Annotated in this window: 26 protein-coding genes and 1 tRNA gene; 14 read left to right on the top strand and 13 right to left on the bottom strand. The window is 41.0% G+C overall.

Going from position 1 to position 26,817, the window contains the following annotated elements:
• Positions 1–111 precede the first annotated feature (111 nt).
• A complete protein-coding gene (gene clpB, locus I2I04_RS10010; RefSeq protein WP_143260354.1) occupies positions 112–2,700 on the top strand; it encodes an ATP-dependent chaperone ClpB in 2,589 nt (862 codons plus the stop codon).
• Positions 2,701–2,756: 56 nt separating this feature from the next.
• Here clpB and I2I04_RS10005 read toward each other — a convergent pair whose 3' ends face one another.
• From I2I04_RS10005 to nusB, 6 genes are all read right to left on the bottom strand, one after another.
• Positions 2,757–3,014: a hypothetical protein gene (locus I2I04_RS10005; protein ID WP_195654929.1), complete on the bottom strand. Its 258-nt coding sequence runs from the start codon at positions 3,012–3,014 to the stop codon at positions 2,757–2,759.
• Positions 3,015–3,490: 476 nt separating this feature from the next.
• Positions 3,491–3,919, bottom strand: coding sequence for a DUF5606 domain-containing protein (locus tag I2I04_RS10000; RefSeq protein WP_143260352.1), 429 nt, complete (start codon positions 3,917–3,919; stop codon positions 3,491–3,493).
• A gap of 24 nt (positions 3,920–3,943) precedes the next feature.
• Positions 3,944–4,558 (bottom strand): dephospho-CoA kinase, encoded by a 615-nt coding sequence (gene coaE / locus I2I04_RS09995; RefSeq protein ID WP_195654928.1) that lies wholly within the window; start codon positions 4,556–4,558, stop codon positions 3,944–3,946.
• Positions 4,548–5,561 carry a CdaR family protein gene (locus I2I04_RS09990; RefSeq protein ID WP_143260350.1) on the bottom strand — a complete coding sequence of 338 codons (1,014 nt, stop codon included), beginning with the start codon at positions 5,559–5,561 and terminating at the stop codon, positions 4,548–4,550. The genes coaE and I2I04_RS09990 overlap by 11 nt, the downstream gene beginning before the upstream one ends.
• A 21-nt stretch (positions 5,562–5,582) precedes the next feature.
• Complete coding sequence (gene yajC / locus I2I04_RS09985) at positions 5,583–5,906, bottom strand: preprotein translocase subunit YajC (protein ID WP_195471204.1); 324 nt, start codon at positions 5,904–5,906, stop codon at positions 5,583–5,585.
• Positions 5,907–5,945: 39 nt separating this feature from the next.
• Entirely contained in the window at positions 5,946–6,872 is a 927-nt protein-coding gene (gene nusB / locus I2I04_RS09980; protein ID WP_143260348.1) for a transcription antitermination factor NusB, read from the bottom strand.
• Positions 6,873–7,040: 168 nt separating this feature from the next.
• Between nusB and I2I04_RS09975 the strand changes: the two genes are divergently transcribed.
• The 4 genes from I2I04_RS09975 to I2I04_RS09960 all read left to right on the top strand — a co-directional run bounded on the left by I2I04_RS09975 (position 7,041) and on the right by I2I04_RS09960 (position 9,407).
• Positions 7,041–7,442 (top strand): PUR family DNA/RNA-binding protein, encoded by a 402-nt coding sequence (locus I2I04_RS09975; RefSeq protein ID WP_143260347.1) that lies wholly within the window; start codon positions 7,041–7,043, stop codon positions 7,440–7,442.
• 137 nt (positions 7,443–7,579) lie between these two features.
• Positions 7,580–8,170 carry a 50S ribosomal protein L25/general stress protein Ctc gene (locus tag I2I04_RS09970; protein WP_143260346.1) on the top strand — a complete coding sequence of 197 codons (591 nt, stop codon included), beginning with the start codon at positions 7,580–7,582 and terminating at the stop codon, positions 8,168–8,170.
• 136 nt (positions 8,171–8,306) lie between these two features.
• The gene (pth, locus tag I2I04_RS09965) at positions 8,307–8,873 is read left to right on the top strand and encodes an aminoacyl-tRNA hydrolase (RefSeq protein WP_195654978.1); all 567 of its coding nucleotides are present in this window, start codon (positions 8,307–8,309) and stop codon (positions 8,871–8,873) included.
• 108 nt (positions 8,874–8,981) lie between these two features.
• Positions 8,982–9,407 (top strand): RNA-binding S4 domain-containing protein, encoded by a 426-nt coding sequence (locus I2I04_RS09960; RefSeq protein ID WP_143260345.1) that lies wholly within the window; start codon positions 8,982–8,984, stop codon positions 9,405–9,407.
• Between the two features lie 292 nt (positions 9,408–9,699).
• Here the strand turns inward: I2I04_RS09960 and I2I04_RS09955 are convergent, their stop codons facing one another.
• From I2I04_RS09955 to I2I04_RS09930, 6 genes are all read right to left on the bottom strand, one after another.
• Positions 9,700–10,125: an HIT family protein gene (locus I2I04_RS09955; protein ID WP_143260344.1), complete on the bottom strand. Its 426-nt coding sequence runs from the start codon at positions 10,123–10,125 to the stop codon at positions 9,700–9,702.
• A gap of 49 nt (positions 10,126–10,174) precedes the next feature.
• Positions 10,175–12,448, bottom strand: coding sequence for a cation:proton antiporter (locus tag I2I04_RS09950; RefSeq protein ID WP_195654927.1), 2,274 nt, complete (start codon positions 12,446–12,448; stop codon positions 10,175–10,177).
• 151 nt (positions 12,449–12,599) lie between these two features.
• Positions 12,600–13,685: a glycine cleavage system aminomethyltransferase GcvT gene (gcvT, locus tag I2I04_RS09945; RefSeq protein WP_143260342.1), complete on the bottom strand. Its 1,086-nt coding sequence runs from the start codon at positions 13,683–13,685 to the stop codon at positions 12,600–12,602.
• A gap of 63 nt (positions 13,686–13,748) precedes the next feature.
• The gene (pepT, locus tag I2I04_RS09940) at positions 13,749–14,972 is read right to left on the bottom strand and encodes a peptidase T (RefSeq protein ID WP_143260341.1); all 1,224 of its coding nucleotides are present in this window, start codon (positions 14,970–14,972) and stop codon (positions 13,749–13,751) included.
• A 153-nt stretch (positions 14,973–15,125) separates the two neighbouring features.
• A complete protein-coding gene (locus tag I2I04_RS09935) occupies positions 15,126–16,535 on the bottom strand; it encodes an amidophosphoribosyltransferase (protein WP_143260340.1) in 1,410 nt (469 codons plus the stop codon).
• Positions 16,536–16,699: 164 nt separating this feature from the next.
• The gene (locus tag I2I04_RS09930; RefSeq protein WP_195471194.1) at positions 16,700–18,859 is read right to left on the bottom strand and encodes a glycoside hydrolase family 97 protein; all 2,160 of its coding nucleotides are present in this window, start codon (positions 18,857–18,859) and stop codon (positions 16,700–16,702) included.
• 356 nt (positions 18,860–19,215) lie between these two features.
• Here I2I04_RS09930 and crcB point away from each other — a divergent pair, with 356 nt between their 5' ends.
• The 3 genes from crcB to eno all read left to right on the top strand — a co-directional run bounded on the left by crcB (position 19,216) and on the right by eno (position 21,709).
• Positions 19,216–19,590, top strand: a complete 375-nt coding sequence (gene crcB, locus I2I04_RS09925; RefSeq protein ID WP_118194696.1) for a fluoride efflux transporter CrcB — start codon at positions 19,216–19,218, stop codon at positions 19,588–19,590.
• Entirely contained in the window at positions 19,587–20,249 is a 663-nt protein-coding gene (locus I2I04_RS09920) for a pentapeptide repeat-containing protein (protein WP_143260336.1), read from the top strand. The genes crcB and I2I04_RS09920 overlap by 4 nt, the downstream gene beginning before the upstream one ends.
• A gap of 179 nt (positions 20,250–20,428) precedes the next feature.
• Positions 20,429–21,709, top strand: a complete 1,281-nt coding sequence (gene eno / locus I2I04_RS09915) for a phosphopyruvate hydratase (protein WP_143260335.1) — start codon at positions 20,429–20,431, stop codon at positions 21,707–21,709.
• A gap of 184 nt (positions 21,710–21,893) precedes the next feature.
• Here eno and I2I04_RS09910 read toward each other — a convergent pair.
• Positions 21,894–21,967: transfer RNA gene (locus I2I04_RS09910), tRNA-Thr, on the bottom strand.
• 308 nt (positions 21,968–22,275) lie between these two features.
• On the opposite strand from I2I04_RS09910, the gene I2I04_RS09905 reads away from it, so the two are divergent.
• Genes I2I04_RS09905 through I2I04_RS09880 form a run of 6 tightly spaced genes read left to right on the top strand, consistent with a single transcriptional unit; the run spans position 22,276 to position 26,784 of the window.
• On the top strand, positions 22,276–22,833 hold the full coding sequence (locus I2I04_RS09905; RefSeq protein WP_143258465.1) for a DUF4199 domain-containing protein: 558 nt from the start codon (positions 22,276–22,278) through the stop codon (positions 22,831–22,833).
• A 32-nt stretch (positions 22,834–22,865) separates the two neighbouring features.
• A complete protein-coding gene (locus tag I2I04_RS09900) occupies positions 22,866–23,816 on the top strand; it encodes a glycosyltransferase family 2 protein (RefSeq protein ID WP_143258463.1) in 951 nt (316 codons plus the stop codon).
• Between the two features lie 21 nt (positions 23,817–23,837).
• A complete protein-coding gene (locus I2I04_RS09895; RefSeq protein ID WP_143258461.1) occupies positions 23,838–24,422 on the top strand; it encodes a DUF6452 family protein in 585 nt (194 codons plus the stop codon).
• On the top strand, positions 24,406–25,155 hold the full coding sequence (locus I2I04_RS09890) for a DUF6048 family protein (RefSeq protein ID WP_185911445.1): 750 nt from the start codon (positions 24,406–24,408) through the stop codon (positions 25,153–25,155). The genes I2I04_RS09895 and I2I04_RS09890 overlap by 17 nt, the downstream gene beginning before the upstream one ends.
• Positions 25,156–25,161: 6 nt before the next feature.
• On the top strand, positions 25,162–25,743 hold the full coding sequence (locus tag I2I04_RS09885; RefSeq protein WP_143258458.1) for a manganese efflux pump MntP family protein: 582 nt from the start codon (positions 25,162–25,164) through the stop codon (positions 25,741–25,743).
• A 30-nt stretch (positions 25,744–25,773) separates the two neighbouring features.
• The gene (locus I2I04_RS09880; RefSeq protein ID WP_195654926.1) at positions 25,774–26,784 is read left to right on the top strand and encodes an FAD:protein FMN transferase; all 1,011 of its coding nucleotides are present in this window, start codon (positions 25,774–25,776) and stop codon (positions 26,782–26,784) included.
• The last annotated feature ends 33 nt before the right edge of the window (positions 26,785–26,817 follow it).

Genomic DNA, 26,817 nt, shown 5'->3' with positions numbered 1-26,817 from the left:
CCTTTAACTCCTTAATACTCATGCTATTTTGTCACATTTTTATACTTGGCAAATCTTTTGCGCCCTTTTAGGTGTTATTAAAAACATGAAATAAGAAAGGAGAACAAAGATATGAACTTTAACAATTTTACCATTAAATCTCAAGAAGCGGTACAGGAGGCCGTAAACCTGGTACAAAGCCGGGGGCAACAAGCCATTGAACCTGTCCACATCATGCAGGGAGTAATGAAGGTAGGCGAAAACGTCACTAATTTTATCTTCCAAAAACTTGGTATAAACGGACAACAGGTAGCTCTCGTGGTCGACAAGCAAATCGATTCACTGCCAAAAGTATCTGGCGGAGAACCGTACCTAAGTCGTGAATCCAACGAAGTTTTGCAGAAAGCAACACAATACTCTAAAGAAATGGGCGACGAGTTTGTTTCATTGGAGCCTATCATATTGGCATTGCTGACTGTTAAGAGTACCGTCTCCACGATCTTGAAAGATGCTGGTATGACAGAAAAAGAATTGCGCAATGCTATCAGCGAATTGAGAAAAGGAGAAAAGGTAACATCACAATCCAGTGAAGATACTTATCAATCATTGGAAAAATATGCTATCAACCTGAACGAAGCTGCCCGTAGCGGAAAACTGGATCCCGTAATCGGACGCGATGAAGAAATCCGCCGGGTATTACAGATATTGAGCCGCCGTACAAAGAATAACCCGATTCTGATTGGTGAACCGGGTACCGGTAAGACGGCCATCGTAGAAGGTTTAGCACATCGTATTCTTCGTGGAGATGTACCCGAAAATCTAAAAAACAAACAAGTTTATTCACTGGATATGGGAGCACTGGTTGCTGGTGCAAAATATAAAGGTGAATTTGAAGAACGATTGAAATCGGTTGTCAATGAAGTGAAGAAATCAGAAGGTGATATTATTCTGTTTATTGATGAAATTCATACACTGGTAGGTGCCGGAAAAGGTGAAGGTGCCATGGATGCCGCCAACATTCTAAAGCCCGCCTTAGCTCGTGGAGAACTACGTTCCATTGGAGCAACAACCCTCGACGAGTATCAAAAATACTTCGAAAAGGATAAAGCATTGGAGCGTCGTTTCCAAATCGTGCAAGTGGACGAACCGGATAACTTGAGTACCATTTCCATCCTTCGTGGATTGAAAGAACGTTACGAAAACCATCATCACGTACGTATCAAAGACGACGCAATCATTGCAGCCGTCGAATTGAGTAGCCGTTACATCACCGACCGTTTCCTGCCGGATAAAGCCATTGACCTGATGGACGAAGCCGCAGCCAAACTGCGTATGGAAGTAGATTCTGTTCCTGAAGAACTGGATGAGATTTCCCGTAAAATCAAGCAGTTGGAAATTGAGCGTGAAGCTATCAAACGCGAAAACGATAAACCGAAACTGGAAATCATCGGCAAGGAACTTGCCGAGCTTAAAGAACAGGAAAAATCCTTCAAAGCTAAATGGCAAAGTGAGAAAACGCTGATGGATAAAATCCAACAGAACAAGGTTGAGATAGAGAATCTTAAATTTGAAGCCGAAAAAGCTGAACGTGAAGGCGATTATGGCAAAGTAGCCGAAATCCGTTATGGAAAACTTCAGGCTTTGGATAAAGAAATAGAAGATACTCAAAAGCAACTGCGTGATATGCAAGGCGATAAAGCTATGATTAAGGAGGAGGTAGACGCTGAAGACATTGCTGATGTCGTTTCCCGTTGGACAGGTATTCCTGTCAGCAAGATGCTGCAAAGCGAGAAAGATAAGCTGTTGCACTTGGAAGAGGAACTTCATCAACGTGTAATCGGTCAGGACGAAGCCATCGAAGCGGTGGCAGATGCTGTGCGCCGTAGTCGTGCCGGATTACAAGATCCGAAACGTCCGATCGGATCATTTATCTTCTTGGGAACCACCGGTGTAGGTAAAACCGAATTGGCAAAGGCATTGGCGGAGTTCCTGTTTGATGACGAAACGATGATGACTCGTATCGATATGAGTGAGTATCAGGAAAAGCATAGTGTCTCCCGTTTAGTCGGAGCGCCTCCGGGATACGTTGGATACGATGAAGGCGGTCAGTTGACAGAAGCGATACGACGGAAACCGTACTCTGTTGTCCTGTTTGACGAAATAGAAAAGGCTCATCCGGATGTATTTAATATTCTGTTACAGGTATTGGATGACGGACGACTGACTGACAATAAAGGAAGGGTGGTCAACTTCAAAAATACCATTATCATCATGACTTCAAATATGGGTAGTTCTTATATACAAAGTCAGATGGAGAAGTTGCATGGTTCCAATAAGGAAGAAGTAATCGAAGAAACGAAGAAGGAAGTTATGAATATGTTGAAAAAGACAATTCGTCCAGAATTCCTGAACCGTATTGATGAAACGATTATGTTCTTACCATTGAACGAAAAAGAAATCAAGCAAATTGTGCTTTTACAAATAAAGGGAGTACAGAAAATGCTTGCTGAAAACGGAGTGGAACTACAATTGACAGAAGGAGCATTGAACTTCTTATCGCAAGTGGGTTATGATCCGGAATTTGGAGCTCGTCCCGTGAAGAGAGCTATTCAACGCTATCTGCTGAATGATCTATCCAAGAAGTTACTATCTCAGGAAGTAGACCGAAGCAAAGCAATTATCGTTGATGCCGACGGAGACGGATTAGTATTCAGAAATTAAAAAGTCTCCATTTAAATAGAATGCCGGTATGCTTTTTATAAGCATACCGGCATTTTTTATATCCCTGAATATGTAATCCTCCGGACTTCTGGTTGACAGTTCGGATGACTCATCACCAAAACATAAGTGCCCTGTTGGGGTATTTCCATAGTCAATGAAGGCAAAGAAAATTTATACTTGCCTCTTAGCTCTCCCTGCGAATCATAAAGGAATACCATTGTACCTGCCAACAAACCTGTCAGGCATAATATCCCTTTTTCATTGTCCAAACGGACGCTTACTTCTTTATTTGTTATTGTCTCCATACCCAACATCAAAAAACCAACTGCTCCCCTAGAAGGCTATTAAAAAATAAAAAAGCGTGGGAACTTACTACACAATTATCATCCCCCTCAACGCCTTAGACATCTACCCACTAAATTATGCTACACACAACCAATGTTCAATACCATATATTTACATATGTGGCAGAGCACGAGCGTTTGAACATTAGTCCTAAGTAGTCTCAAATATTGTCTAGGTCTCAAGTCTTGAATAATATCTTTATAACGCTTTTGTTCTTTATTGCTATCACCATTCACACCAATATTCCCAAGAATGGCGAACAGCCACAAAGATACATAAAAAGCATCATTATTTACAATATAAGTAGAAGATATTTATTTTAATAAAACATTACCCAAATAATACTAATTTTTTCTTGAACTCACAAGTGTTTATACAAAAAAAACATGATAACCATCCTAAATGATTATCATGTTTGCTATTTCGATTGAATAAACGATACAGATTATTCTGCAGCTGCTTCTTCCTGAACTTCTCCTTCCGGTTTGAATTCTGTAATTCCATTAGAGATCAAGATGTTATACCAAGCAACCAATTTCTTGATATCGGCTACGTATACACGTTCACGATCAAAGTTAGGTAATACCTCAGCCAAGTATTCACGCAATTGTTCGGGAGTAGCTTTTTTCGGATCAATAGAAGCCTGCGCTGATTTTTCTTTCTCTTTTATTGACTCCAGCACATCATACAAAGGAACTTCTGCATCGTCCGTGTACATTGCTATATCTGCCAAAGAGATAATTTTTTCATTACCATAAGCGGGGAAACGTTTCTTTTCTGCATTGACTGATTCAACAATCAACATATTTTTTCCTTGCGAAATAAGTTTGTATAATCCCGGTTTACCTGAGATAGACAAGATAGTCTTCAACATAGTATATATCTTTTTATTTATTAATTATTTTTTTGCGGAGCAAAGGTAATGATTATTTTTAGATAGCAAAGAAATAAGCTTCAAAACCTGTGGAATTAACGGTGTTTCATCATCATTTACTATCACGAAATCGGCATGCCCTCTCTTAACTTCATCACTCATTTGAGCTTCAATACGCTTCATCACCAGTTCTCTTGACGAACAATCCCGCTTTACAGCACGTCTCACTCTCACTTCCAGCGGTGCATATACCATAACCAGAAAATCAACTTCATTCTTAAAACCAGCTTCTACAAGTATAGCAGACTCCATACCCACCAACTGTTCGCTTTCCAACCGGGCAGCCCATTGGCGAAAATCTTCTTTCACTTGCGGATGAATAATCGCATTCACTTTCTGCACGCGATCCGGATGACCGAACATATAGGATGCCAATAGAGGACGATTCAACTCTCCACCCTGAAACATATCCTGACCAACCAGGTCACAAAGCCCCCGGCGAATCACCGGATCTGTCTGTGTGATGCGCTTTGCTTCTATATCTGATATATAGACAGATATTCCCATTATTCCGAGTAGTCTGGAAACAACACTTTTCCCACTACCAATGCCACCGGTTATGCCAATTTTAATCGCCATTAGAAGTAATTTGTTCTATCAGGAAGTCCACTTGCTCGGGAACAATACGTATCTGATTTATTCCACTTGGAACCGACTTCAATTTAACCGTATATTTATCAGAGCCAAGCTTCAGCAATTCTTCATAAGAGATATTGATGATAAAATCGCTTGCTTTTATACTGCGGAACCGTTTTAACCCCACTTGAAAAGTAATCTGAACTTTGGAAGGAAAAGTACGCAACACCTTATCTGCCGGAAAATTAACTCCATGTAATGGCACTTCGACCGTTTTCTCCGTATAAATATCCACCGGGAAAGTCATTTCTACCGAAGCCGGAACAAACTTCACTCCTCTTTCCGAAGTCAGCGGAATTCGTCGCCGGGTTGTATCGGATATATTCTCCAAAGTTATATTTTGAATATATGCAGTTGTGATAGTATCCAAAATTCCTTCCGGAGCATAAACCAATACAGAGTCCGGATTACAAATTGTATCTGATACATAATATTGAAGTCCAGCCGTGACTTTTCCCTGAAAACGAACAGGAACCAGCTTGGACTTTCCTTCGGAATAGATATATTCTAATGTATCAGGCTTGATCGATAGAATTTTGGAGGACACATTCAGTTGGCTTAATATTTTTTTCTCAAAATCGGAAGCATAAATCTTCACATGATTATCTTTTCCTTTATAATCAAGAAAACCCAGATTGACTGGAAAGAAACTCTTCCCCAACATATAATTGAGAAGCACTGTTCCTTTATCTTTCACTCTGACACGAAGTTCGGAAGGAGGTTCCGAAGTCAACACTACATTGTTAGGAAGATCTTTCATTCGCACCGGAATAGAGAACTCCGCTTCATAGTCATTATTAAGCGTCTGAAGCAACCAGAATCCACCGGCTATCAAGAAGAAAAATAAAAAAATTAAGAACTCTCTGCTCTTATCACTGAGCAGAAAATCCTTAATTCTCTTAGATAGTTTTAAATATGTATATTTTACATTCCTACGATCAAACATAGGCATTTATTTACCAACTATTTATTTAGATTGATTGCTAGCCGCTGAAGCATCAGCGAATATAGAATTCTTGTCTATTTTAATCTTTACATTAGAAGCAATCTCAAGTACTATATAGTCGTCAGTAATTTCCTTGATTGTTCCATGGATACCACCTGCAGTAATCACATTCTGATTTACCTGAAGAGATTTACGGAAATTAGCTATTTCTTTTTGCTTCTTATTTTGAGGACGGATCATAAAGAAATACATGATAACAAACATAGCTATCAGCATGATCCACATCATACTTCCACCTCCGGCAGCACTGGCAGGAGCTTGCAATAATACAGTCAATACGTTCATAAATAATCTGTTTTAGTTTCTACTATATGGACAAAGGTATCAGTTTTTAGTCAACTTACCTTCTTTTTTTAATTGATTAACTATTCCATCCAGCGTGCCGTTGATAAAGCTACCGCTTTTAGCGGTGCTATATAACTTCGCAATCTCTACATATTCATTTAACGAAACACTGACCGGAATGTTCGGGAAACTAAGAATTTCTGCTAATGCAGTCTGCATAATGATTACATCCATAAATGCGATACGGTCCAGATCCCAGTTTTTTGTATTCTCACTAACCAAATGACGGTAATAGTCAGAATTCAAAATAGTACGACGGAACAGACGACGTGCAAACTCCTGATCTTCGTCATCCTTAAATTCCGGAAGCAGTTCCTGGTTGGCGCCCTTCTTTTCATCAAAGCGTTTGATTGTTTTCAAGACGAATGTGTCCACAATTTCTTTATCATCATTCCAATACAAACTCTGGTCTTCCAATACCTGGTCGAGAGAATCATTATTAAAGATGTATGTCTTATAGATTTTTCTCCACAATTCACGATCAGCCTCATATGAGTTGTCATCAGAAGCCATATAATCTTTATAGATATCGGTTTCTACAATTTTCTCATAAAGCTCTTTGATAAAGTCCTGGTCGTTTGTCCAGGTTCTTTTCTGATTAGCTATAAAATCGACCAATTGCTTATTGACTTCCAATTGAGCAATAAACTTGTTATCTACGAATTTCCTATTAGGATACAATTCCTCTTTCGTAGGTGCCAATTTAGCTTTTGCCGTATCGATACGTTTTTGTGCATACTCTGTCAATGCTATCATCAGCATTAACAAATAGTTGTAAAGGTCATACGCCTTTGAAAGACTAAAGAATAACTCTTTCTCCGCTGAGTCTAGATTTTTGCTGCCATTCTGATAATAGGCATATACTATCTGTATAATCTTAAGACGAATAAGAACTCTGTTGATCATAATTCAAATTAATACTGTTGTTATCGAACTGCAAAAGTAGATATTTTTAATGAGTTTCCACTAATAAATCACATTTTTTAATGCAGTATTTGATTCTCTGCGCTTTTTCTTTTGACAGTTTAAAAAAAATATCCAATTTTGAAGCCGATTATAAACGGACCGAAAGATATGGAAGATTTAAAAAAGAAAATGAGCGCAGACATGAATGATAAGGAGATCGTATTCTCCAAGTCCATTAAAGCAGGTAAACGCATCTATTACCTCGACGTAAAAAAGAATCGTAAAGATGAAATGTTCCTGGCTATTACAGAGAGCAAAAAAGTGATAACGGGAGAAGGTGATGATTCTCAAGTTAGTTTCGAGAAACACAAAATCTTCCTATACAGGGAGGACTTTCAGAAGTTTATGGCAGGACTCGAAGAAGCAGTCAATTTCATTGAGTGCAACGACGCGAACGAATATATTGCCCGCCTGAATATCGAAGCTGATGAAGAAAGTGAACGGAAAGCAATCGAAGAAGCTCAGGAAAACAAATTGGAGAGCGAAATTAAGATTGATATTGACTTTTAAGAAAGTAACTCTTTGATATTTCAAAAAAAAGATGTACTTTTGCACCGCTTTTTTGCAACATCGTGTGATAATCCACATCGTGTGATGGTGAATTAAGCAAACTAACTTAATTTAGAGTAACACAATTTTTTAAAGAAATGAAATCAATTGAAGTAAAAGGAACTGCAAGAACAATTGCAGAACGCTCTTCAGAACAAGCAAGAGCTTTGAAAGAAATTCGTAAGAATGGTGGTGTACCTTGTGTACTTTACGGAGGTAATGAAGTAGTTCACTTCACAGTGACTAACGAAGGACTTCGTAACTTGGTTTACACTCCGCACATCTACGTTGTAGACCTGATTATCGATGGCAAAAAAGTAAACGCTATCCTGAAAGATATTCAGTTCCACCCGGTAAAAGATACTATCCTGCACGTTGACTTCTACCAAATCGATGAAGCTAAACCTATCGTAATGGAAGTTCCTGTACAGTTGGAAGGTCTTGCAGAAGGTGTGAAAGCCGGTGGTAAACTTGCACTGCAAATGCGTAAGATCAAAGTGAAAGCTTTGTACAATGTAATTCCTGAAAAGTTGATCGTTAACGTTTCTCACCTGGGATTGGGTAAGACTGTTAAAGTTGGCGAACTGAGCTTCGAAGGTCTTGAACTGATCAGTGCTAAAGAAGCCGTTGTATGTGCTGTTAAGTTGACTCGTGCAGCAAGAGGTGCAGCAGCCGCCGCTGGTAAGTAATTGAGATTATCCCTGTAAAGAGATATACTTCAAACGCAGATTAATGCAGATTAAAGCAGATGTTCAGTCTGCATTAATTTGTATTAATCTGCGTTTCTCTTTCTATATTAATGAACTGTTTTACGGAAAAACGATGATAAAATACTTAGTTGTCGGACTGGGAAACATTGGTCCCGAATATCATGAAACCCGACATAATATCGGATTCATGGCAATAGAAGCATTGGCCAGAATCAATAACGCTCCTCCTTTTATGGATGGACGATATGGATTCACTACCAGCTTTTCTATCAAAGGACGCCAGTTAATTCTGCTTAAGCCATCAACTTTTATGAACCTGAGCGGACTGGCCGTTCGCTATTGGATGCAGAAAGAAAATATTCCATTGGAAAATGTACTGATCATAGTAGATGATCTGGCTCTTCCCTTTGGTACTTTACGCCTAAAAGGAAAAGGGAGTGATGCAGGGCATAATGGGTTGAAGCATATCGCCGCTACTTTGGGTACTCAAAACTATGCCCGACTGCGGTTTGGTATCGGAAATGATTTCCCACGTGGCGGACAGGTTGATTATGTACTCGGACACTTCACTGACGAAGATTGGAAAACAATGGATGAAAGACTGGAGATGGCAGGAGAAATTATAAAAAGTTTCTGCCTCGCCGGCATTGACATCACGATGAACCAGTTCAATAAAAAATAATGGACTAGTCCTATAAAAATAAAGATAACAATGAACGGTTAGCGATAAATGACAACGTCAACTGAGATACTAACCAACGAATTACTTATCACTAAATAACTAACTAAAATGGCCGAAGCAAGAATAGATAAATGGATGTGGGCTGTCCGCATCTTCAAAACACGTACGATTGCAGCAGAAGCCTGCAAAAAAGGACGAATTACCATCAACGGTTCTCTGGTCAAAGCTGCCCGCATGATAAAACCGGGGGACGTTATTCAAGTGAAGAAACCGCCTATCACCTACTCATTCAAGGTATTACAAACTATTGAAAAACGTGTAGGTGCCAAGCTCGTATCGGAAATGATGGAAAACGTAACTACTCCCGATCAATATGAGCTGCTTGAAATGAGTAAAATCAGCGGATTCGTAGATCGTGCACGTGGAACCGGACGCCCGACCAAGAAAGATCGCCGGGAACTGGAAGAATTTACAACCCCGGAATTCATGGATGATTTTGACTTTGATTTCGATTTTGAAGAAGAGGATAAATAACGGAAAATACATCACAGATTCAACAATGAACGGTGAACAAGCCTGCGGATATAGCATAGTTTGTTCACCGTTCATCATTGTTTTTAAACACTAATAATACGCCGGCCACACACAACTCTACACTGGACTTCCGGCTACAATTTTGGTTATAAAACAGACTCTTCCCCGTATGCAATGATACTTGGAAGGGACTGTTTCTTTTTGACTGCTAAGATAGTAATCTTACCATTGGACGTTATACAAATATGATATAAAGAGAAAATAGAATTCAAGATGAACTCCATATTTCTATTTATAGATTTGCTTTAACAGCATCAATCAATTCCTGATATTCTGCGTCAGTCAGATAAACCTTTCCCGGGTTCATTTGGAATATACCTCCATAATCAGGTCCATCCACATACTTAGGCGCTAAATGAAAATGCAGATGAGACAATTTATCTGAGTAAGCACCATAATTAATCTTTTCCGGTTGGAAAGCTTTTTGCATGGCACGAGTGACACGCGCTACATCTGCCATAAAAGCATTACGGTCTTCATCACTCAATTCATTTAAATCGTTCACATGTTCTTTGTAAGCAACAAGACAACGTCCACGATATGTTTGTTCTTTAAACAGGAACACACGTGACACACTCAATTGCGCAATCTCAATCATCAGATTATGCAACGTTTCATTGTTCTGGCAATACAGACATTCTTTCGGATCACTCTTCATGATATTATTATTTTAAGTTTTTATCGTTGCAAAAATAAGTATTCCATTCTTATCCGGCTTGCACTTTTTCGTTTTTTTGATCGACTAATTGGTACACATCCTCTTTTTCACCTACCACCCAAACAACATCACCTTCTTTGAGCGGAGCATTTACATCGGGAACCATCAACGTGCCGTCTTCACTCTCAACGCCCGCTATCATGCAATGATATTTGTCGCGAATGCCCGATTCACGAATCGTTTTACCCAGAAAAACAGAATCACTGTCAATAATAAACTGCTTCAAAGCCATTTCACTTTTTTCATAGACCTCCCAGTCTATCTTCGCTCCATTTTGCATCGCTTCATTAAAGACGTTCAATTGTTCATCTGTCCCTATCACCTGTATCTTATCCATTGGGAATAACCGGACAGAACCGCCCGGAATATTAATACGCCTCTTTCCGCGAAGGATAGAAGCCACATGAACTCCAAACTTCTTTCCCAGATTCAGCTCCATCAATGTCTTTCCTGCCCAGCAGGATTCACCCGGAATTTCCATATCGGCAAGATGTAAATCATGTGACAACAAACGCCCGGCATATTCCGGTTTTTTCTCTCCCAAATACTCTGCACGTACATCTCTGGAACGAAGATTCTGAAAAAAGCGACGTTCAATCAATATCGATTGCCTCTTCAGGCGGCGAGACCATACCATCAGCAAAACAACAAGTACGGCCACGCCAATAATCAACCCAATAGACGCCTTAAATAATCCGGAAATAACAAAGATGACAAAAAGTGCTGCTATCATAATACGAATCACGATTGTTGATACCAGCGGCGCACGGTTGGCACGACTATCATGCCATAAAGTCATAAATTCGACCGAATGGTTTTTCTTCACCATAATGGCACGCAAGAAAGGAGCGATACACAGAATGATAAATACTGCTCCTAATAACGATGCCCAGAAGTGAGGCAGATTCTCTTTAAAGAATGGCACGACAAAACGAAAAGAGAGTGCAACAATCGATATACTGACAATTGAATAAACGACTGTAATACGTGCCATTGACAAGATTAGCTTCTTCCACAAATTCTCGTGATTAAGTGCAGTTTGCGAACCGGAGGAGTAACGCATCATCATTTTTTTCCATGATTCCGGAAGATGCGCATCTACAAAAGTAGAAGCCGGCTCGGCAAGACGAATCATATAAGGAGTCAGGAAAGTAGTAATGACAGAGACTGCTACTACTATCGGATACAGAAAATCACTCGTTACATGCAAGGAGACTCCCAAAGAAGCAATAATAAATGCAAATTCACCAATCTGCGTTAAACTAAAGCCGCATTGCATAGCTGTCTTTAACGGTTTCCCGGAGAGTATAACACCAAAAGTTCCAAAAACTGACTGCCCCAAAATGACAGCCAAAGTAATTACTATAATAGGAATAGCATATTCTACAATCATTGCCGGATCTACCATCATGCCGACCGATACGAAAAAGATAGCTCCGAAAAGATCCTTAACAGGCTTCACCAGCCGATCTATGGATTCCGCTTCAATCGTTTCCGCCAAAATAGAGCCCATAATAAATGCACCAAATGCAGCAGAGAAACCAGTATGAGCTGCCATCACTACCATACCAAAGCAAAGTGCCAACGACACAATAAGCAAAGTCTCCTCTCCCATCAATTTCCGGCAGCGCTTTAAGAATTCAGGAATCAGATAAATGCCGACAACAAACCACAGGATAAGGAAAAACAATAATTTACCGATACTTTCCAACATTTCGGTCCCTTCAAAATTATGGCTGACCGCCATAGTGGAAAGCATTACCATTAATACAATGGCTAAAATATCTTCCAAAATCAAAATGCTTAACACCAATCCCGTAAACTGTTTTTTCCTTAATCCCAAATCGTCAAAAGCTTTATAAATAATAGTAGTAGACGACATCGCAATCATACCACCCAAAAACAGACTGTCCATCCGGTGCCAGCCAAAGCCCATACCGACCCCTATACCCAACAAAATCATACAAAAAATGATGGTACAGGCAGCTATGACGGCAGAACCACCCACCTTGACAATCTTCTTAAAACTAAATTCCAAACCGAGAGCAAACAGTAAGAAAATGACACCAATATCTGCCCATGTCTTAATATTGGCAGTATCCATCACTGAAGGAGTATACGGCATATGCGGACTTGCCAGGAATCCGGCAACTACATATCCCAAGACCAGAGGTTGCTTCAACTTCTTAAACAACAAAGTCATAACACCAGCACAGATCAATATCAGTGCGAGGTCAGCTATAAGAGTAGGTAATTGAGACATTATTTCATCGTATTTGATGACAAAATTATATTATTTCTATGGAATAAACAACATATCTATAGATATGTTTTACAATAACCACCATAAAATAAGTTAGCCCCGGATAGAGTCGAGACTTATCCGGGGCTATACACAACAACAAGCTTATTTCTTATTTTCTAAAAGGAGGCTTCACTACCACGGCTTTCAATTTTCGGCCACGCATATCAATACAGATTTCTGTGCCCACCTTACTATATTCCGGCTTTACATATCCCATACCGATACCAATCTTACGAGTAGGCGACATTGTACCGGAAGTAACCACTCCCACTTGCTCGCCTTCAGCATTCACCAATTCATAACCGTGGCGGGGAATCCCGCGGTCAATCATTTCAAAACCAACCAATTTACGGGTAACACCTTCCGTTTTCTGCTTTTCCAGCAGCGGACGGTTGATAAAATCCTTACCTTCCACAAACTTAGTAATCCAGCCCAGGCCGGCTTCTATCGGAGAAGTAGTATCATCCAAGTCATTACCATACAAACAGAAGCCCATTTCCAATCGAAGTGTATCACGAGCTCCCAAACCGATAGGTTTAATACCGAATTCCTCACCAGCTTCAAAAACGGCTTTCCATATATTATCAGCAGCAGACGGATAGAAATAGAGTTCGAAGCCGCCCGCACCGGTATACCCCGTATTGGAGATTATCACATTCTCTTCACCTGCAAACGTTCCAACTTTAAATGTATAATATGGAATAGAAGCAAGATCAATGTCCGTCAACTTTTGCAGAGCCAGAATAGCCTTCGGACCCTGTATAGCGAGTTGAGCTATGTTGTCCGAAGAGTTTTCCAACTCAGCTCCCTCCGTATTGTGAGAAACACACCAGTTCCAGTCTTTTTCCATATTGGCAGCGTTAACTACCAGCATGTATTTTTCCGGTTCATACTGATATACCAGCAAATCATCTACAATACCTCCCTCTTCATTTGGAAAACAAGTATATTGTATTTTTCCCGGAGCCAGTGCCGCCACATTATTGGAAGTTATTTTCTGCAGAAAGGCTAATGCATGTGGACCTTTCACCCAAAATTCTCCCATGTGCGACACATCAAATACACCGACACTTTGACAAACAGTCAGGTGTTCATCAATGATACCAGAGTACTCAATAGGCATATTATAACCTGCAAACTCGTGCATTTTAGCACCGAGTATGATATGTTTCTCTGTAAACGGAGTGGTTTTCATTATTTTAAAGTATTAAGATTAATCAAATATTAAATTTTAAGTATTACTGGTGCTTACTACTTTTTATTTGGAAGCTACCAGTTCAGCTATTTTCACGATAACCTTCATGGCTTTTTCCATGTTCTGGATAGGCACGAATTCATAACGTCCGTGGAAATTCAGACCACCGGCAAAGATATTCGGACAAGGCAATCCTTTGAAAGAAAGCTGCGCACCATCCGTACCTCCACGAATCGGTTTTACGTTCGGCTTTACACCAACAGCTTCCATAGCAGCGAAAGCAGTATCAATGATATGCATTACCGGTTCTATTTTCTCACGCATATTATAATACTGGTCGCGCAGTTCGAGTGTCACTGTACCAGCTCCATGTTCAGCGTTCATTTGAGCTACCAGACGTTCCATCTCTTTTTTGCGGTTCTCAAATTTTGCACGGTCATGATCGCGGATGATATAAGACACAGTACTTTGCTCCACATCCCCCTGAATACCGATCAAATGATAAAATCCTTCATAGCCGGTCGTATGTTCCGGCCTTTCCTGTGAGGGAAGCATCATGATAAACTGATTGGCAAGATAGATAGAGTTAATCATCTTATTCTTGGCATATCCCGGATGCACATTACGTCCTTTAAAGGTTACTTTTGCGGCAGCGGCATTAAAGTTTTCAAACTCCAACTCCCCTACTTCACCTCCATCCATCGTATATCCCCATTCGCAACCGAATTTCTCTACATCGAATTTATGAGCACCTTCACCGATTTCTTCGTCAGGATTAAAACCGATACGGATTTTACCGTGCTTGATTTCAGGATGTTCCTTCAGATAAACCACTGCAGATACAATTTCTGCAATACCGGCTTTGTCATCGGCACCGAGCAACGTCTTTCCGTTGGTTACAATCAAGTCTTCCCCCTTATGATCCAGCAATTCCGGGAATTGCGACGGAGAAAGAATCACATTCTCTTCAGCACAAAGCACAATATCCGAGCCATCATACTTTTCCACAATCCGCGGAGTGACATCTTTACCACTCATATCAGGACTTGTATCCATGTGGGCAATAAATCCGATAGTGGGTACTTCTTTATCTATATTGGCCGGAAGTGTAGCAAAAAGATAGCCATGCTCATCCAAAGCAATATCTTCCAATCCCAAAGATTCCAACTCCTTTTTCAAGTATTCAGCAAAAATCATCTGCTTCGGAGTACTTGGAGTAAGCCCAGTCGATTCATCAGATTGTGTATCGAAGCTTACATACTTTAAAAATCTGTCTACTAAAGTCATATTGTTTTAATTACAAGTTACTAATTACAATTTACAAATTGATAGTTTATAGTGCCGTAAAGGTAAAAAAAGAGCCGTGAATTACAAAGCAATTCACGGCTCTTTTTTATTGTATACTTTTATCCGGATATTTAAATATCCTATTTTACTGCTTTAAAAATGGCTGCTACCATCAAAGCAATGTGTACATACTTTGCATTTAGGTAATCCGATAGCCTCAATCAACGTTTCCAGCGTGTTAAACTTCAATGAACTAAGTCCGAAACGCTCGGCAATAATACTAACCATCTTTTCGTATTCCGGAGAACCGGTAGTGGCATATTTCTCCAAATTCTTATTTTCATCACCTTCCAGTTCCTTGATAATGCGGCGGGTTATCAACTCCAATGCATTTTTGGAAGCCGAGAAACCGACAAACGGACAAGCGTAAATCAATGGCGGACAAGCGATACGCATGTGTACCTCCTTTGCTCCATAATCATACAGAATCTTCACGTTATCACGCAATTGAGTTCCCCGCACAATAGAATCGTCACAGAACAACAAACGTTTATTTTGCAACATTGCACGGTTTGGAATCAGCTTCATCTTGGCTACCAGCGAACGCATCTCCTGATTGCTGGGAGTAAAGCTGCGGGGCCACGTTGGTGTATATTTCGAGATAGCACGATGATAGGGAACTCCCTTTCCTTCGGCATATCCTAAAGCCATACCCACTCCCGAATCAGGAATACCACAGGCACAGTCTACTTCCGATTCATCAGTCTGCCCCATTTTCAATCCGCTGGTGAAACGCACTTCTTCCACATTCTTTCCTTCATAGCAAGAAGTCGGGAAACCGTAGTACACCCACAGGAACGAGCAAATTTGCATATCCTCATTGGGTTTGCGAAGCTGGTCGATGTGATCGTCATACATGCGGACAATCTCGCCGGGACCTAAATATCGCTCAATCTCATAATCCAGATTCGGGAAGCTGGACGATTCGCTCGTCGCAGCATAAGCACCGTCTTTCTTTCCAATCACTACCGGAGTACGTCCCCAACGGTCACGGGCAGCGATAATGCTACCATCTTCCGTCAGGAGCAGCATAGAGCAAGAACCTTTAATGTGATTAAACACATTTTCGATACCTTCAGCAAAGGTTCTACCTTGTATAATAAGTAATGCGATAAGCTCCGTCTGATTGGTATTGCTCGAACTAAGTTCGGCGAAGTGCATGTTTTGACTGAGAAGTTCTTCTTCCAATTCCTGGATATTGACTATTTTAGCGACTGTGACAATGGCGAAGCGCCCGAGATGAGAATTGATGATGATAGGTTGTGCGTCTGTGTCGCTAATGATGCCGATGCCGGCGTTTCCTTTAAATTTGTCTAGTTCTCCTTCAAATTTGGTTCGGAAATAAGTACTTTCCAAATTGTGAATAGAGCGGATAAACCCTTTTTCCTCACTGTATGTTGCGAGTCCTCCTCGCTTGGTACCCAGATGTGAGTTATAATCTGTGCCATAGAATAAATCAGTCACGCAACTAGTTTTCGAGACTGTTCCGAAAAAACCTCCCATGTTGTTCTCTTTATTGATGATGTTTTAAAAAAGATGGCGCAAAAGTACAAAAAAGAATTCGTCCTATAAAAAAAGTACTCCGCAAAGTTTTAGTTTTCTTTGCGAAGCACAACTAATATTTATTAAAAAACGAGGAATCCGTAAACAATCTTTTTACCTGAATCTTATTTCCATTTCCTGATTGTTTTCAAATCGGCGGGAGTTGCTTCTATCAGACTTACCGCAAATCCTCCGCTGCGTGCCAGCTTTACAGACATCTTATTCTTGTTTGTCACCAATCCTTTTTTTATCTGATAAGAGGTCGGATTCTTTTCAAAGTCCGCATCTTTTCCGTCAGCATAAAGAGTGGCTACATATTGTTTTCCCGGTTCGAGAAAATCAAGTGCAAAAGTAGAGGTACGGGGATTTTCATCGGTAATGCCGCCTACAAACCAGTTATCAGTGCCTTTTGCTTTACGGGCAACCGTGATAAAATCGCCCGGTTCTGCTTCCAGATATTTGCTGTCATCCCAATCAACAGCTACCTCTTTGATGAATTGAAAGGCATCCATGTGGCGTTCGTAACTTTCCGGAAGGTCGGCTGCCATTTGCAAAGGACTGTACATAGTTACATAAAGCGCTAATTGTTTAGCCAAAGTAGTACGTACAAAGCTGTGATCGCCCGACAGGAAAGAAAGTTTGGTATCAAAAATACCCGGCGTATAATCCATCGGTCCGCCAATCAGACGGGTGAAAGGAAGCAAAGTGGTATGGAACGGTTTGTTGCCTGCAAAAGCTTCATATTCCGTGCCACGAGCCGATTCGTTACCAATCAGATTCGGGTAGGTACGGCATAATCCTGTGGGACGGGTTGCTTCGTGAGCATTTACACATATCTTATACTCGGCTGCTTTTTCTACCGCATATAAATAATGATTATTCATCCACTGTCCGTAATGATGCTCTCCACGAGGAATAATGTTACCTACATATCCACTCTTCACTGCATTATACCCGTTATCTATCATAAACTGATATGCTTTATCAAGATGACGTTCGTAGTTACGTACAGAAGCAGAAGTTTCGTGATGCATCATCAGCTTCACCCCTTTTTCCTTAGCATACGCATTGAGCATTTTCACGTCAAAATCAGGATACGGAGTGACGAAATCAAAGACATAATCCTTCGAATTTCCAAACCAGTCTTCCCAACCTTCATTCCAGCCTTCCACCAATATCTGGTCAAATCCATGTTCTGAAGCAAAGTCGATATAACGTTTCACTTTATCATTGTTGGCCGAATGGCGTCCATTTGGCTTCGTTTGGGAATAATCCGTCTGTCCAAGTTTCACCGAATAAACATCATCCGTATATGACCAGGAACCTTTTCCGGTGATCATTTCCCACCACACTCCGATATATTTCACCGGCTTAATCCAGGAAACATCTTCATAAGCGCAAGGCTCATTCAGATTCAAAGTCAATTTGGAAGCTAGAATATCACGGGCATCATCACTTACAATCACCGTACGCCAAGGTGAACGGCAGGGAGTCTGCATATACCCCTTATCCCCTTTCGCATCAGGAGTCAGCCATGATTCAAAAATCAGGTTCTGATCGTCCAGATTCAAATGCATACAAGAATAGTCGATCAAAGCAGCTTCATGCAGATTGATATACAATCCGTCAGCCGTTTTCATTTGCAGGGAAGTTTGTACACCTGTCGGAGAGAAAGGTGTTTGAGAAGCATTTCCAGTGATTGCCCCTTGCAATAATCCGCGAATTTCTGAAAGTTTGGATTCGGTATAGTCATATTCCTGTGTATCATAATCGCCGGGAATCCAGAAGGCGGTATGATCGCCAGCCATAGCAAATTGGGAATGTTCTTCTTTGATAACGAAGTAATTCAGATTTTTCTGCTGTGGAAATTCATAACGAAATCCCAAACCATCATTATAAAGACGAAAACAAATAATAAGATTACGCTCTTGTGCCTTTTGATTCAAGGTGACAGCCATTTCATTATAATGGTTGCGGATGGATTTCACCTCTCCCCACACAGGTTGCCATGTTTCGTCAAAAGTAGCAGTTTTTGTATCGATCAGCGTGAATCCGTTCATCAGTCCCGGATCATTCTTTAATTCCAATCCCAGTTTCGAAGGTTTAATTACTTCTTTTCCTTTATAAGAGAGTTCGTACACCGGTTCTCCTTGCGTATTGACAGAGAAATTAAGTTTTAATTGTCCGTCAGGAGAAGTGATACTTTCGGCTTTAGCTGATGTGCCGAAGAAAAAAGAGAGCAACAAGCAAAGCCCTATTGCGGTTCCTATTTTCATGTTCTTCATGATATAAATGAGTTAGTTAATAATCGTATGACAAAGATAGACCGGAAACACAAGAGGTGTTTTTCTTTATAAAGAAAATATAGAGGAATACAAAATCAAAAATGAAATAAGTATTTAATAATAAAGCAGATAACATATTTTACTCTCAAAAAAAATATAGTGTCTATGGTGAATAAATTAAAAGGATTAAATATGAATATTGCATAATCTTTCTATATTTGCAGACTATTATCTCAATCACATCAATAAACATTTTATTATTTATATGACACAACACCTTGGTTTACCCCGGAGGTTTCGAGCAAGTCGAAAAGGATTTCGAGGTCGCCTACAAATAATATCAATCTATCAATCAAATGAGTAAAGAAATTATCTATATCTTTATCGGCGGAGGCACAGGCAGTGCATTGCGTTATCTCATTCAGTTGTTAATGCACGAACGGATTGTCCCCTACCATTTTCCATGGGCTACTTTCACCGTCAATCTCCTCGGTAGTTTTCTTATCGGCCTGTTTTATGCTCTTTCAGAACGATTTCATCTTCCACTCGAAGCCCGTTTGTTTCTGACAACAGGTATATGCGGAGGATTCACCACTTTCTCCACATTCTCCAACGACGGTGTAGCTCTATTGAAAGGAGAATTTTACGGAGCATTTATTCTATATACATTAATAAGTATAGGTATAGGATTGGCCGCTGTGGTAGCCGGCGGATATGTGGGAAAGGCATGATGAAAAGAAACCCAATCAAACCCGTCCGAGTAGTTCCTCCTATGATGGAGGAACAGGAAGTCAGCACGACTCCCCTGCGGGAATGGCTCGATAGAGAAGAAACCGTCTCTCATCTTTTATTCTGCAAAGGAAAAGAAGAAGGCATCGACAAATCTTATAAAAGTTTCAAGAACTGCACTTTCCAAAATCAGACATTCAGCGAATGTAAATTCCGTTCTTCCCAACTGACCGATGTCAGGTTCGAAAACTGTGATTTATCCAACATCTCTTTCGCTGAAAGTTCCCTCTACCGGGTAGAATTCATTTCCTGCAAACTATTGGGTACCAATTTATCTGAAACAACAATGAATCATGTCCTGCTGCACGACTGCAACGCCGGTTACATCAACCTCGCCATGAGTAAAATGAATCAGGTACGTTTCGCACACAGCCTGCTCCGCAACGGGACTCTAAACGACTGTCGTTTTTCATCTGTCGCTTTTGACGGTTGCGACCTTGTAGAAGCCGATTTCTCACATGCTTCGCTCCGCGGAATAGATTTGCGCACTTCCCGCATCAGCGGAATCACGCTTAACATCAGCGATCTGAAAGGGGCCATCATCACCTCCTTGCAGGCTATGGATTTGCTTCCACTGTTAGGGGTTATTATCGAAGATTAAAATCCTGCAAATTCACCCCGCCACACTCAAACAAAAAACATCGTCCCATTGTTATAGTATAAGGTCGGACTAACGACATATAGGGAATAGGTTCAAAAAGAATACCTATTTATAGTGATTTCTCACTCCCTGTCAAGTCCGTACTTTTGCAGAAATCTTATTCAAAAACAATAGAAACGATGAAAATTGAAAAAATTGTAGCTCGAGAAATTCTCGATTCAAGAGGTAATCCCACAGTAGAGGTTGACGTAGTATTGGAATCCGGCATCACAGGACGTGCATCTGTACCGTCCGGTGCTTCCACAGGTGAACATGAAGCATTGGAGCTTCGCGATGGTGATAAAAAACGCTATGGTGGAAAAGGAGTACAAAAAGCGGTTGACAATGTAAATAAAATCATCGCTCCGAAACTGGTTGGTATGTCTTCGCTCAATCAGAGAGGTATCGACTACACAATGCTGGCATTAGACGGCACTAAGACTAAATCCAATTTAGGTGCCAACGCTATTCTCGGTGTATCTCTTGCCGTAGCCAAAGCTGCCGCCAACTACTTGGATCTTCCTCTATACCGTTACATCGGTGGAACAAATACGTATGTAATGCCTGTACCGATGATGAACATCATCAACGGTGGTTCACATAGCGATGCTCCTATCGCCTTCCAGGAATTTATGATTCGTCCTGTCGGTGCTCCTTCTTTCAGAGAAGGTCTGCGGATGGGTGCTGAAGTATTCCATGCCTTGAAGAAGGTTTTGAAAGACCGTGGTTTAAGTACTGCCGTAGGTGATGAAGGAGGTTTCGCTCCGAACCTCGAAGGTACAGAAGATGCCCTGAACTCGATCCTTGCCGCTATCAAGGCCGCAGGCTACGAACCGGGCAAAGATGTAATGATCGGTATGGACTGCGCTTCTTCTGAATTCTACCACGATGGTATTTATGATTATACCAAGTTTGAAGGCGAAAAAGGCAAGAAACGTACCGCTGAAGAACAAATCAACTATCTGGAAGAACTGATTAACAAGTTCCCTATCGACTCCATCGAAGACGGTATGAGCGAAAACGACTGGGAAGGCTGGAAGAAATTAACAGAACGCATCGGTAACCGCTGCCAGTTGGTAGGTGACGACTTGTTCGTAACTAACGTAGACTTCCTTGCCATGGGTATCGAAAAAGGCTGTGCCAACTCTATCCTGATTAAAGTAAACCAAATCGGTTCGTTGACCGAAACATTGAATGCTATCGAAATGGCTCACCGTCATGGATACACCACTGTTACTTCTCACCGTTCAGGTGAAACAGAAGATGCTACTATCGCTGATATCGCAGTAGCTACTAACAGCGGACAAATCAAGACAGGTTCTTTAAGCCGCTCGGATCGTATGGCTAAATATAACCAGCTGCTCCGCATCGAAGAAGAACTCGGTGACTTGGCTGTGTATGGATACAAGAGAATCAAGTAAAAAACTAAATCTCTATAAAACTAAAAAGAGGTGTGTCAGAAAAAAGCTTTTTACACCTCTTTTTTACATTAATCTGCTACCCGCAAAAATACCTCCACTTCCATCTTCATTAGGATGGAAAAAGAAAAGCATCCAGATCAATACCTGAATGCTTTTTCTCTTGGATTTATTATACTTTTTTTTGAGCCTCTTGTCGGATTCGAACCAACGACCCCGAGATTACAAATCACGTGCTCTGGCCAACTGAGCTAAAGAGGCGGGTGGGTAAGCTATCTATATCGCGCCGCTACAACCAACTACCTTTGCTGCGATCAAGCCCTGGAGGATTCGAAGGGAGCTGGCCGTATAGGACTTACCCGTTTTGCGGTTGCAAAGGTAGACATTTTTATGTATTCTGCAATAGCTGCAGACAACTTTTTTACTAACAAAACACTAACAAGCTACGTTTCAAGCAATTAAAATCGAAAAAAAATATTCAGACAGCAACTTCCCCTGCTTTATTAACTTTAACAACCAGATTTCCCCTACCAACCGATATTATTTGTACCTTTGTGCGCAATTTATAAATGAAGATGACAGAGAACAGAAGCTATTTACAAAAATATGCCATGCATTTTGGCACGTACATGGGAATCTACTGGATATTGAAGTTCATATTATTTCCGCTGGGATTCCACATACCTTTCCTTTCGCTTTTATTTGTAATCCTGACATTATCCGTACCTTTCATCGGATATCACTACACGAAAATGTACCGGGATAAAATTTGCGGGGGAAGTATCCAATTTTCACATGCCATGCTCTTCACTATATTTATGTATATGTTTGCTTCCCTATTGGTAGCCGTGGCCCACTACGCTTATTTCCAGTTCATCGATCACGGATTTATCGTTAACTCTTACATCCAGCTATGGGACGAGTTGATGACCAACACTCCGGCTTTGATAGAAAACAAAGAAGTTATAAAAGAAACGATAGATACCGCCCGTTCACTTACTTCCATTAATATCACCATGCAACTATTGTCATGGGATGTATTCTGGGGAAGTATCCTGGCCATCCCTACCGCATTGATGGTAATGAAAAAGGCCAAACCGGAAGATGACGGACTGTCTCAATCATAATTTGTGATTCGTAAGTAATTAGTTATTAAAAAATGGATATATCAGTTGTAGTCCCATTATTCAATGAAGAAGAGTCACTACCCGAACTCTATGCTTGGATAGAACGGGTAATGCAAACCAACGGATTCTCATTCGAAGTGATTTTCGTTAATGACGGAAGTACCGACCATTCATGGGAAGTGATCGAAAAGCTTAAAGCTCAATCGGAACACGTAAAAGGTATCAAATTCCGTCGCAACTATGGTAAATCACCTGCGCTCTACTGTGGATTCGCAGAAGCGAAAGGAGACGTAGTCATAACGATGGATGCTGACCTGCAAGATAGCCCGGATGAAATCCCCGAACTCTACCGAATGATTACCAAGGATGGTTATGACCTGGTATCCGGCTGGAAGCAAAAGAGATATGATCCTATTTCGAAGACCCTGCCGACCAAGTTGTTTAATGCGACTGCCCGCAAAGTGTCGGGCATCAAAAACCTGCACGACTTCAACTGTGGTTTAAAAGCGTACCGAAAAGACGTTGTAAAGCATATCGAAGTCTATGGCGAAATGCACCGTTATATCCCGTATCTGGCAAAGAACGCCGGATTCAATAAAATCGGTGAAAAGGTGGTACACCACCAGGCGCGTAAATACGGCACAACCAAATTCGGACTAAACCGTTTCGTGAATGGGTATCTGGATTTACTCTCTCTTTGGTTCCTTTCCCGATTCGGTATCAAACCGATGCATTTCTTCGGACTGCTGGGATCATTGATGTTTCTCGTAGGAATGATTTCTGTCATCATCGTAGGTGCCAGTAAATTATATGCTATGTCCAACGGTCTCCCCTACCGACTGGTGACCGACTCTCCCTATTTCTATTTGTCACTGACGGCAATGATTATAGGTACACAATTATTCTTAGCCGGCTTCCTTGGCGAATTAATCTCCCGCAATGCACCGGAACGGAATAACTATCAGATAGAAAAGAAAATTTGATTCACATTCAATGAACTGACTATGAAGAATTTAATTCGTATCTTTCTTCTTTTGATAATCGTTGGCGGTGCTGTCAGCATACATACCTCGTGCTCGGACGAGAATGATTGCTCATTGGCAGGACGTCCGATGATGTATTGCACGATATATACCATCGATCCGGACAACCCTAATGTTGCACTAAAAGATACACTTGATTCGTTGACAATCACCGCATTAGGCACCGATTCTATCATTCTGAACAATGAGAAGAATGTGCATACCCTGATGCTACCACTACGATACACAAGTGACTCTACTGTGTTCATACTCAGATATGACCCTAAACGTAGAAAAAATGACGTCGACACATTATACATCGTACAACAAAATACGCCTTATTTCCAGTCCATGGAATGTGGATATATGATGAAACAAAATATCATCAGTGCTAAATTTGGCAAACCGGGAAGACCAGGCAATCCTCCTCCGTACGGTAATGGACAACCGGACCAGATAGATTCTCTTCATATACAAAATAAAGAAGCCAATACAAATGAAATCCAGAACTTGCAGATATTCTATAATTATCGGCCAGAACGCACATCTGATGAAACGACTGATTAGTCTGCTTCTGCTCTTTTGCATTGGACTTCCGTTGCTGGCCCAACAACAGCGCCCTACGCAAACGCCCAAAAGAGACCAGAAAAAGAAAGAGGTTGCCGAGATAGATACCATTCCGTTTTACAATGGTACGTATGTCGGTGTGGATTTATATGGCATCGGAAGCAAGCTTCTGGGAGGTGACTTTATGAGTTCCGAAGTCAGCGTAGCCGTCAACCTCAAAAACAAATTCATCCCTACCTTTGAATTTGGTATGGGAGGAACAGATACTTGGAGCGAAACAGGCATACACTATAAAAGCAAAATGGCTCCATTCTTCCGAATCGGTGTGGATTACAACACCATGGCAAAGAAGAAAGAGAAGAACAGCTACCTATATGCAGGGCTTCGTTATGCGTTCAGTTCATTCAAATATGATGTATCCACAATGCCGGCGGACGACCCTATTTGGGGAGACGCCATAGGTAACCCCAGTCTGGAAGACGATTATTGGGGAGGCAGCGTACCTTTCAGTCATTTGGGTATGAAAGGATCGGTGCAATGGCTGGAACTCGTACTAGGCGTAAAAGTCCGTATTTACAAAAACTTCAACATGGGGTGGTCCGTACGCATGAAATACAAGATAAAAGCATCTACCGGTGAATACGGAGAACCATGGTACGTGCCCGGCTACGGAAAGTTTAAATCAAACAACATGGGAATCACTTATTCCCTTATTTACAAATTGCCTCTTTAGAATATAATGACAGGACTAGAGATTTGGTTGCTTGCAGTAGGTTTGGCGATGGATTGTTTCGCTGTCTCCATTGCAAGTGGCATTATTTTGAAACGTACCCAATGGAAACCCATGCTAATCATGGCTTTTGCATTCGGACTTTTTCAAGCAATCATGCCATTTATCGGATGGATGTGTGCAAAAACATTTAGCCATCTCATAGAAAACGTAGACCATTGGATTGCCTTTGCAATTCTTGCCTTTTTAGGTGGACGAATGATTTGGGAATCTTTCAAAGAAGAAGAATGTTGCAAACTATTCAACCCGGCAAACCCAAAAGTGGTATTGACAATGGCAATAGCAACAAGTATCGACGCGTTGGCAATTGGTATTTCCTTTGCCTTTCTGGGAGTTCAGGACTATACTGAAATCCTCCCTCCTATCGGCATCATCGGATTGGTTTCATTTGTCATGTCACTCATCGGTCTGATTTTTGGTATCCAATGTGGCTGTGGCATCGCCCGGAAACTGAAAGCAGAGTTATGGGGAGGTATCATTCTAGTCATTATCGGACTAAAGATATTAATTGAACATTTATTTCTCCAATAAAATGAGTTTTCTCATTAAAAAGAAGAGCGTATGAAAACAAAGAAAAGTTTCCTTTGGCTGGCTTTCCTGATTTTGGCAACCATCTGGATATTAGTCAGACATAATCAACAAGTTGGCTATTACAGCGTCAAAGGTTTGGTGTTTGGGACGGTATACAAGATTACTTATCAATATGACGGTGATTTAAAACCGGAAATAGAAGCTGAACTGAAACGCTTCGATCAATCTCTGTCTCCATTTAACGACAGTTCAGTTATCAGTCGCGTCAACCGCAACGAGGAATTAGTTACCGATAGTTTCTTTCAGAAATGCTTCAACCGCTCGATGGAAATTTCCCGCGAGACAAACGGTGCTTTCGACATCACGGTAGCCCCTCTTGCCAATGCTTGGGGATTCGGTTTCAAAAAAGGCGCTTTCCCTGATTCAATCATGATAGATAGCCTGTTGCAAATCACCGGATACGAAAAGGTGAAAATGGAAAGTGGCAAAGTGATCAAACAAGATCCGCGTATCATGTTGAGTTGTAGCGCAGTCGCCAAAGGGTATTCGGTAGATGTAACAGCCCGTCTGCTCGACCGGAAAGGTATAAAAAATTATATGGTAGACATCGGCGGAGAGGTAGTAGTGAAAGGCAAAAACCCTTCCAAAGGCTTATGGCGCATTGGAATCAATAAGCCCGTCGACGATTCACTGGCCGTAAACCAAGACTTACAAACAATACTTGAAATTTCTGATTTAGGCTTGGCAACTTCAGGAAATTACCGCAACTATTATTACAAAGACGGAAAGAAATATGCTCATACCATCGACCCGAGAACGGGTTATCCGGTACAGCACAGCATCTTGTCTTCCACCGTAATCGCTAAAGACTGTATGACCGCTGACGCCCTGGCTACCGCCTTCATGGTGATGGGACTGGAAGAAGCGGAAGCCTTCTGCAAAGCGAACCCGGAGATTGACGCCTACTTTATTTATAGCGAAGAAAATGGAGAGTTCAAGACTTTCTACACGGAAGGAATGAAAAAATACATAGCGAAATAAGATCCGCTTCTTTTCCTTCATCCCCTTCACATG

This window comes from Bacteroides sp. 1001136B_160425_E2, assembly GCF_015559655.1.
GTDB lineage: Bacteria > Bacteroidota > Bacteroidia > Bacteroidales > Bacteroidaceae > Bacteroides > Bacteroides luhongzhouii.
Note: the sequence above shows the minus strand (reverse complement) of the source record. Positions and strands in the feature narration are given on the sequence as shown.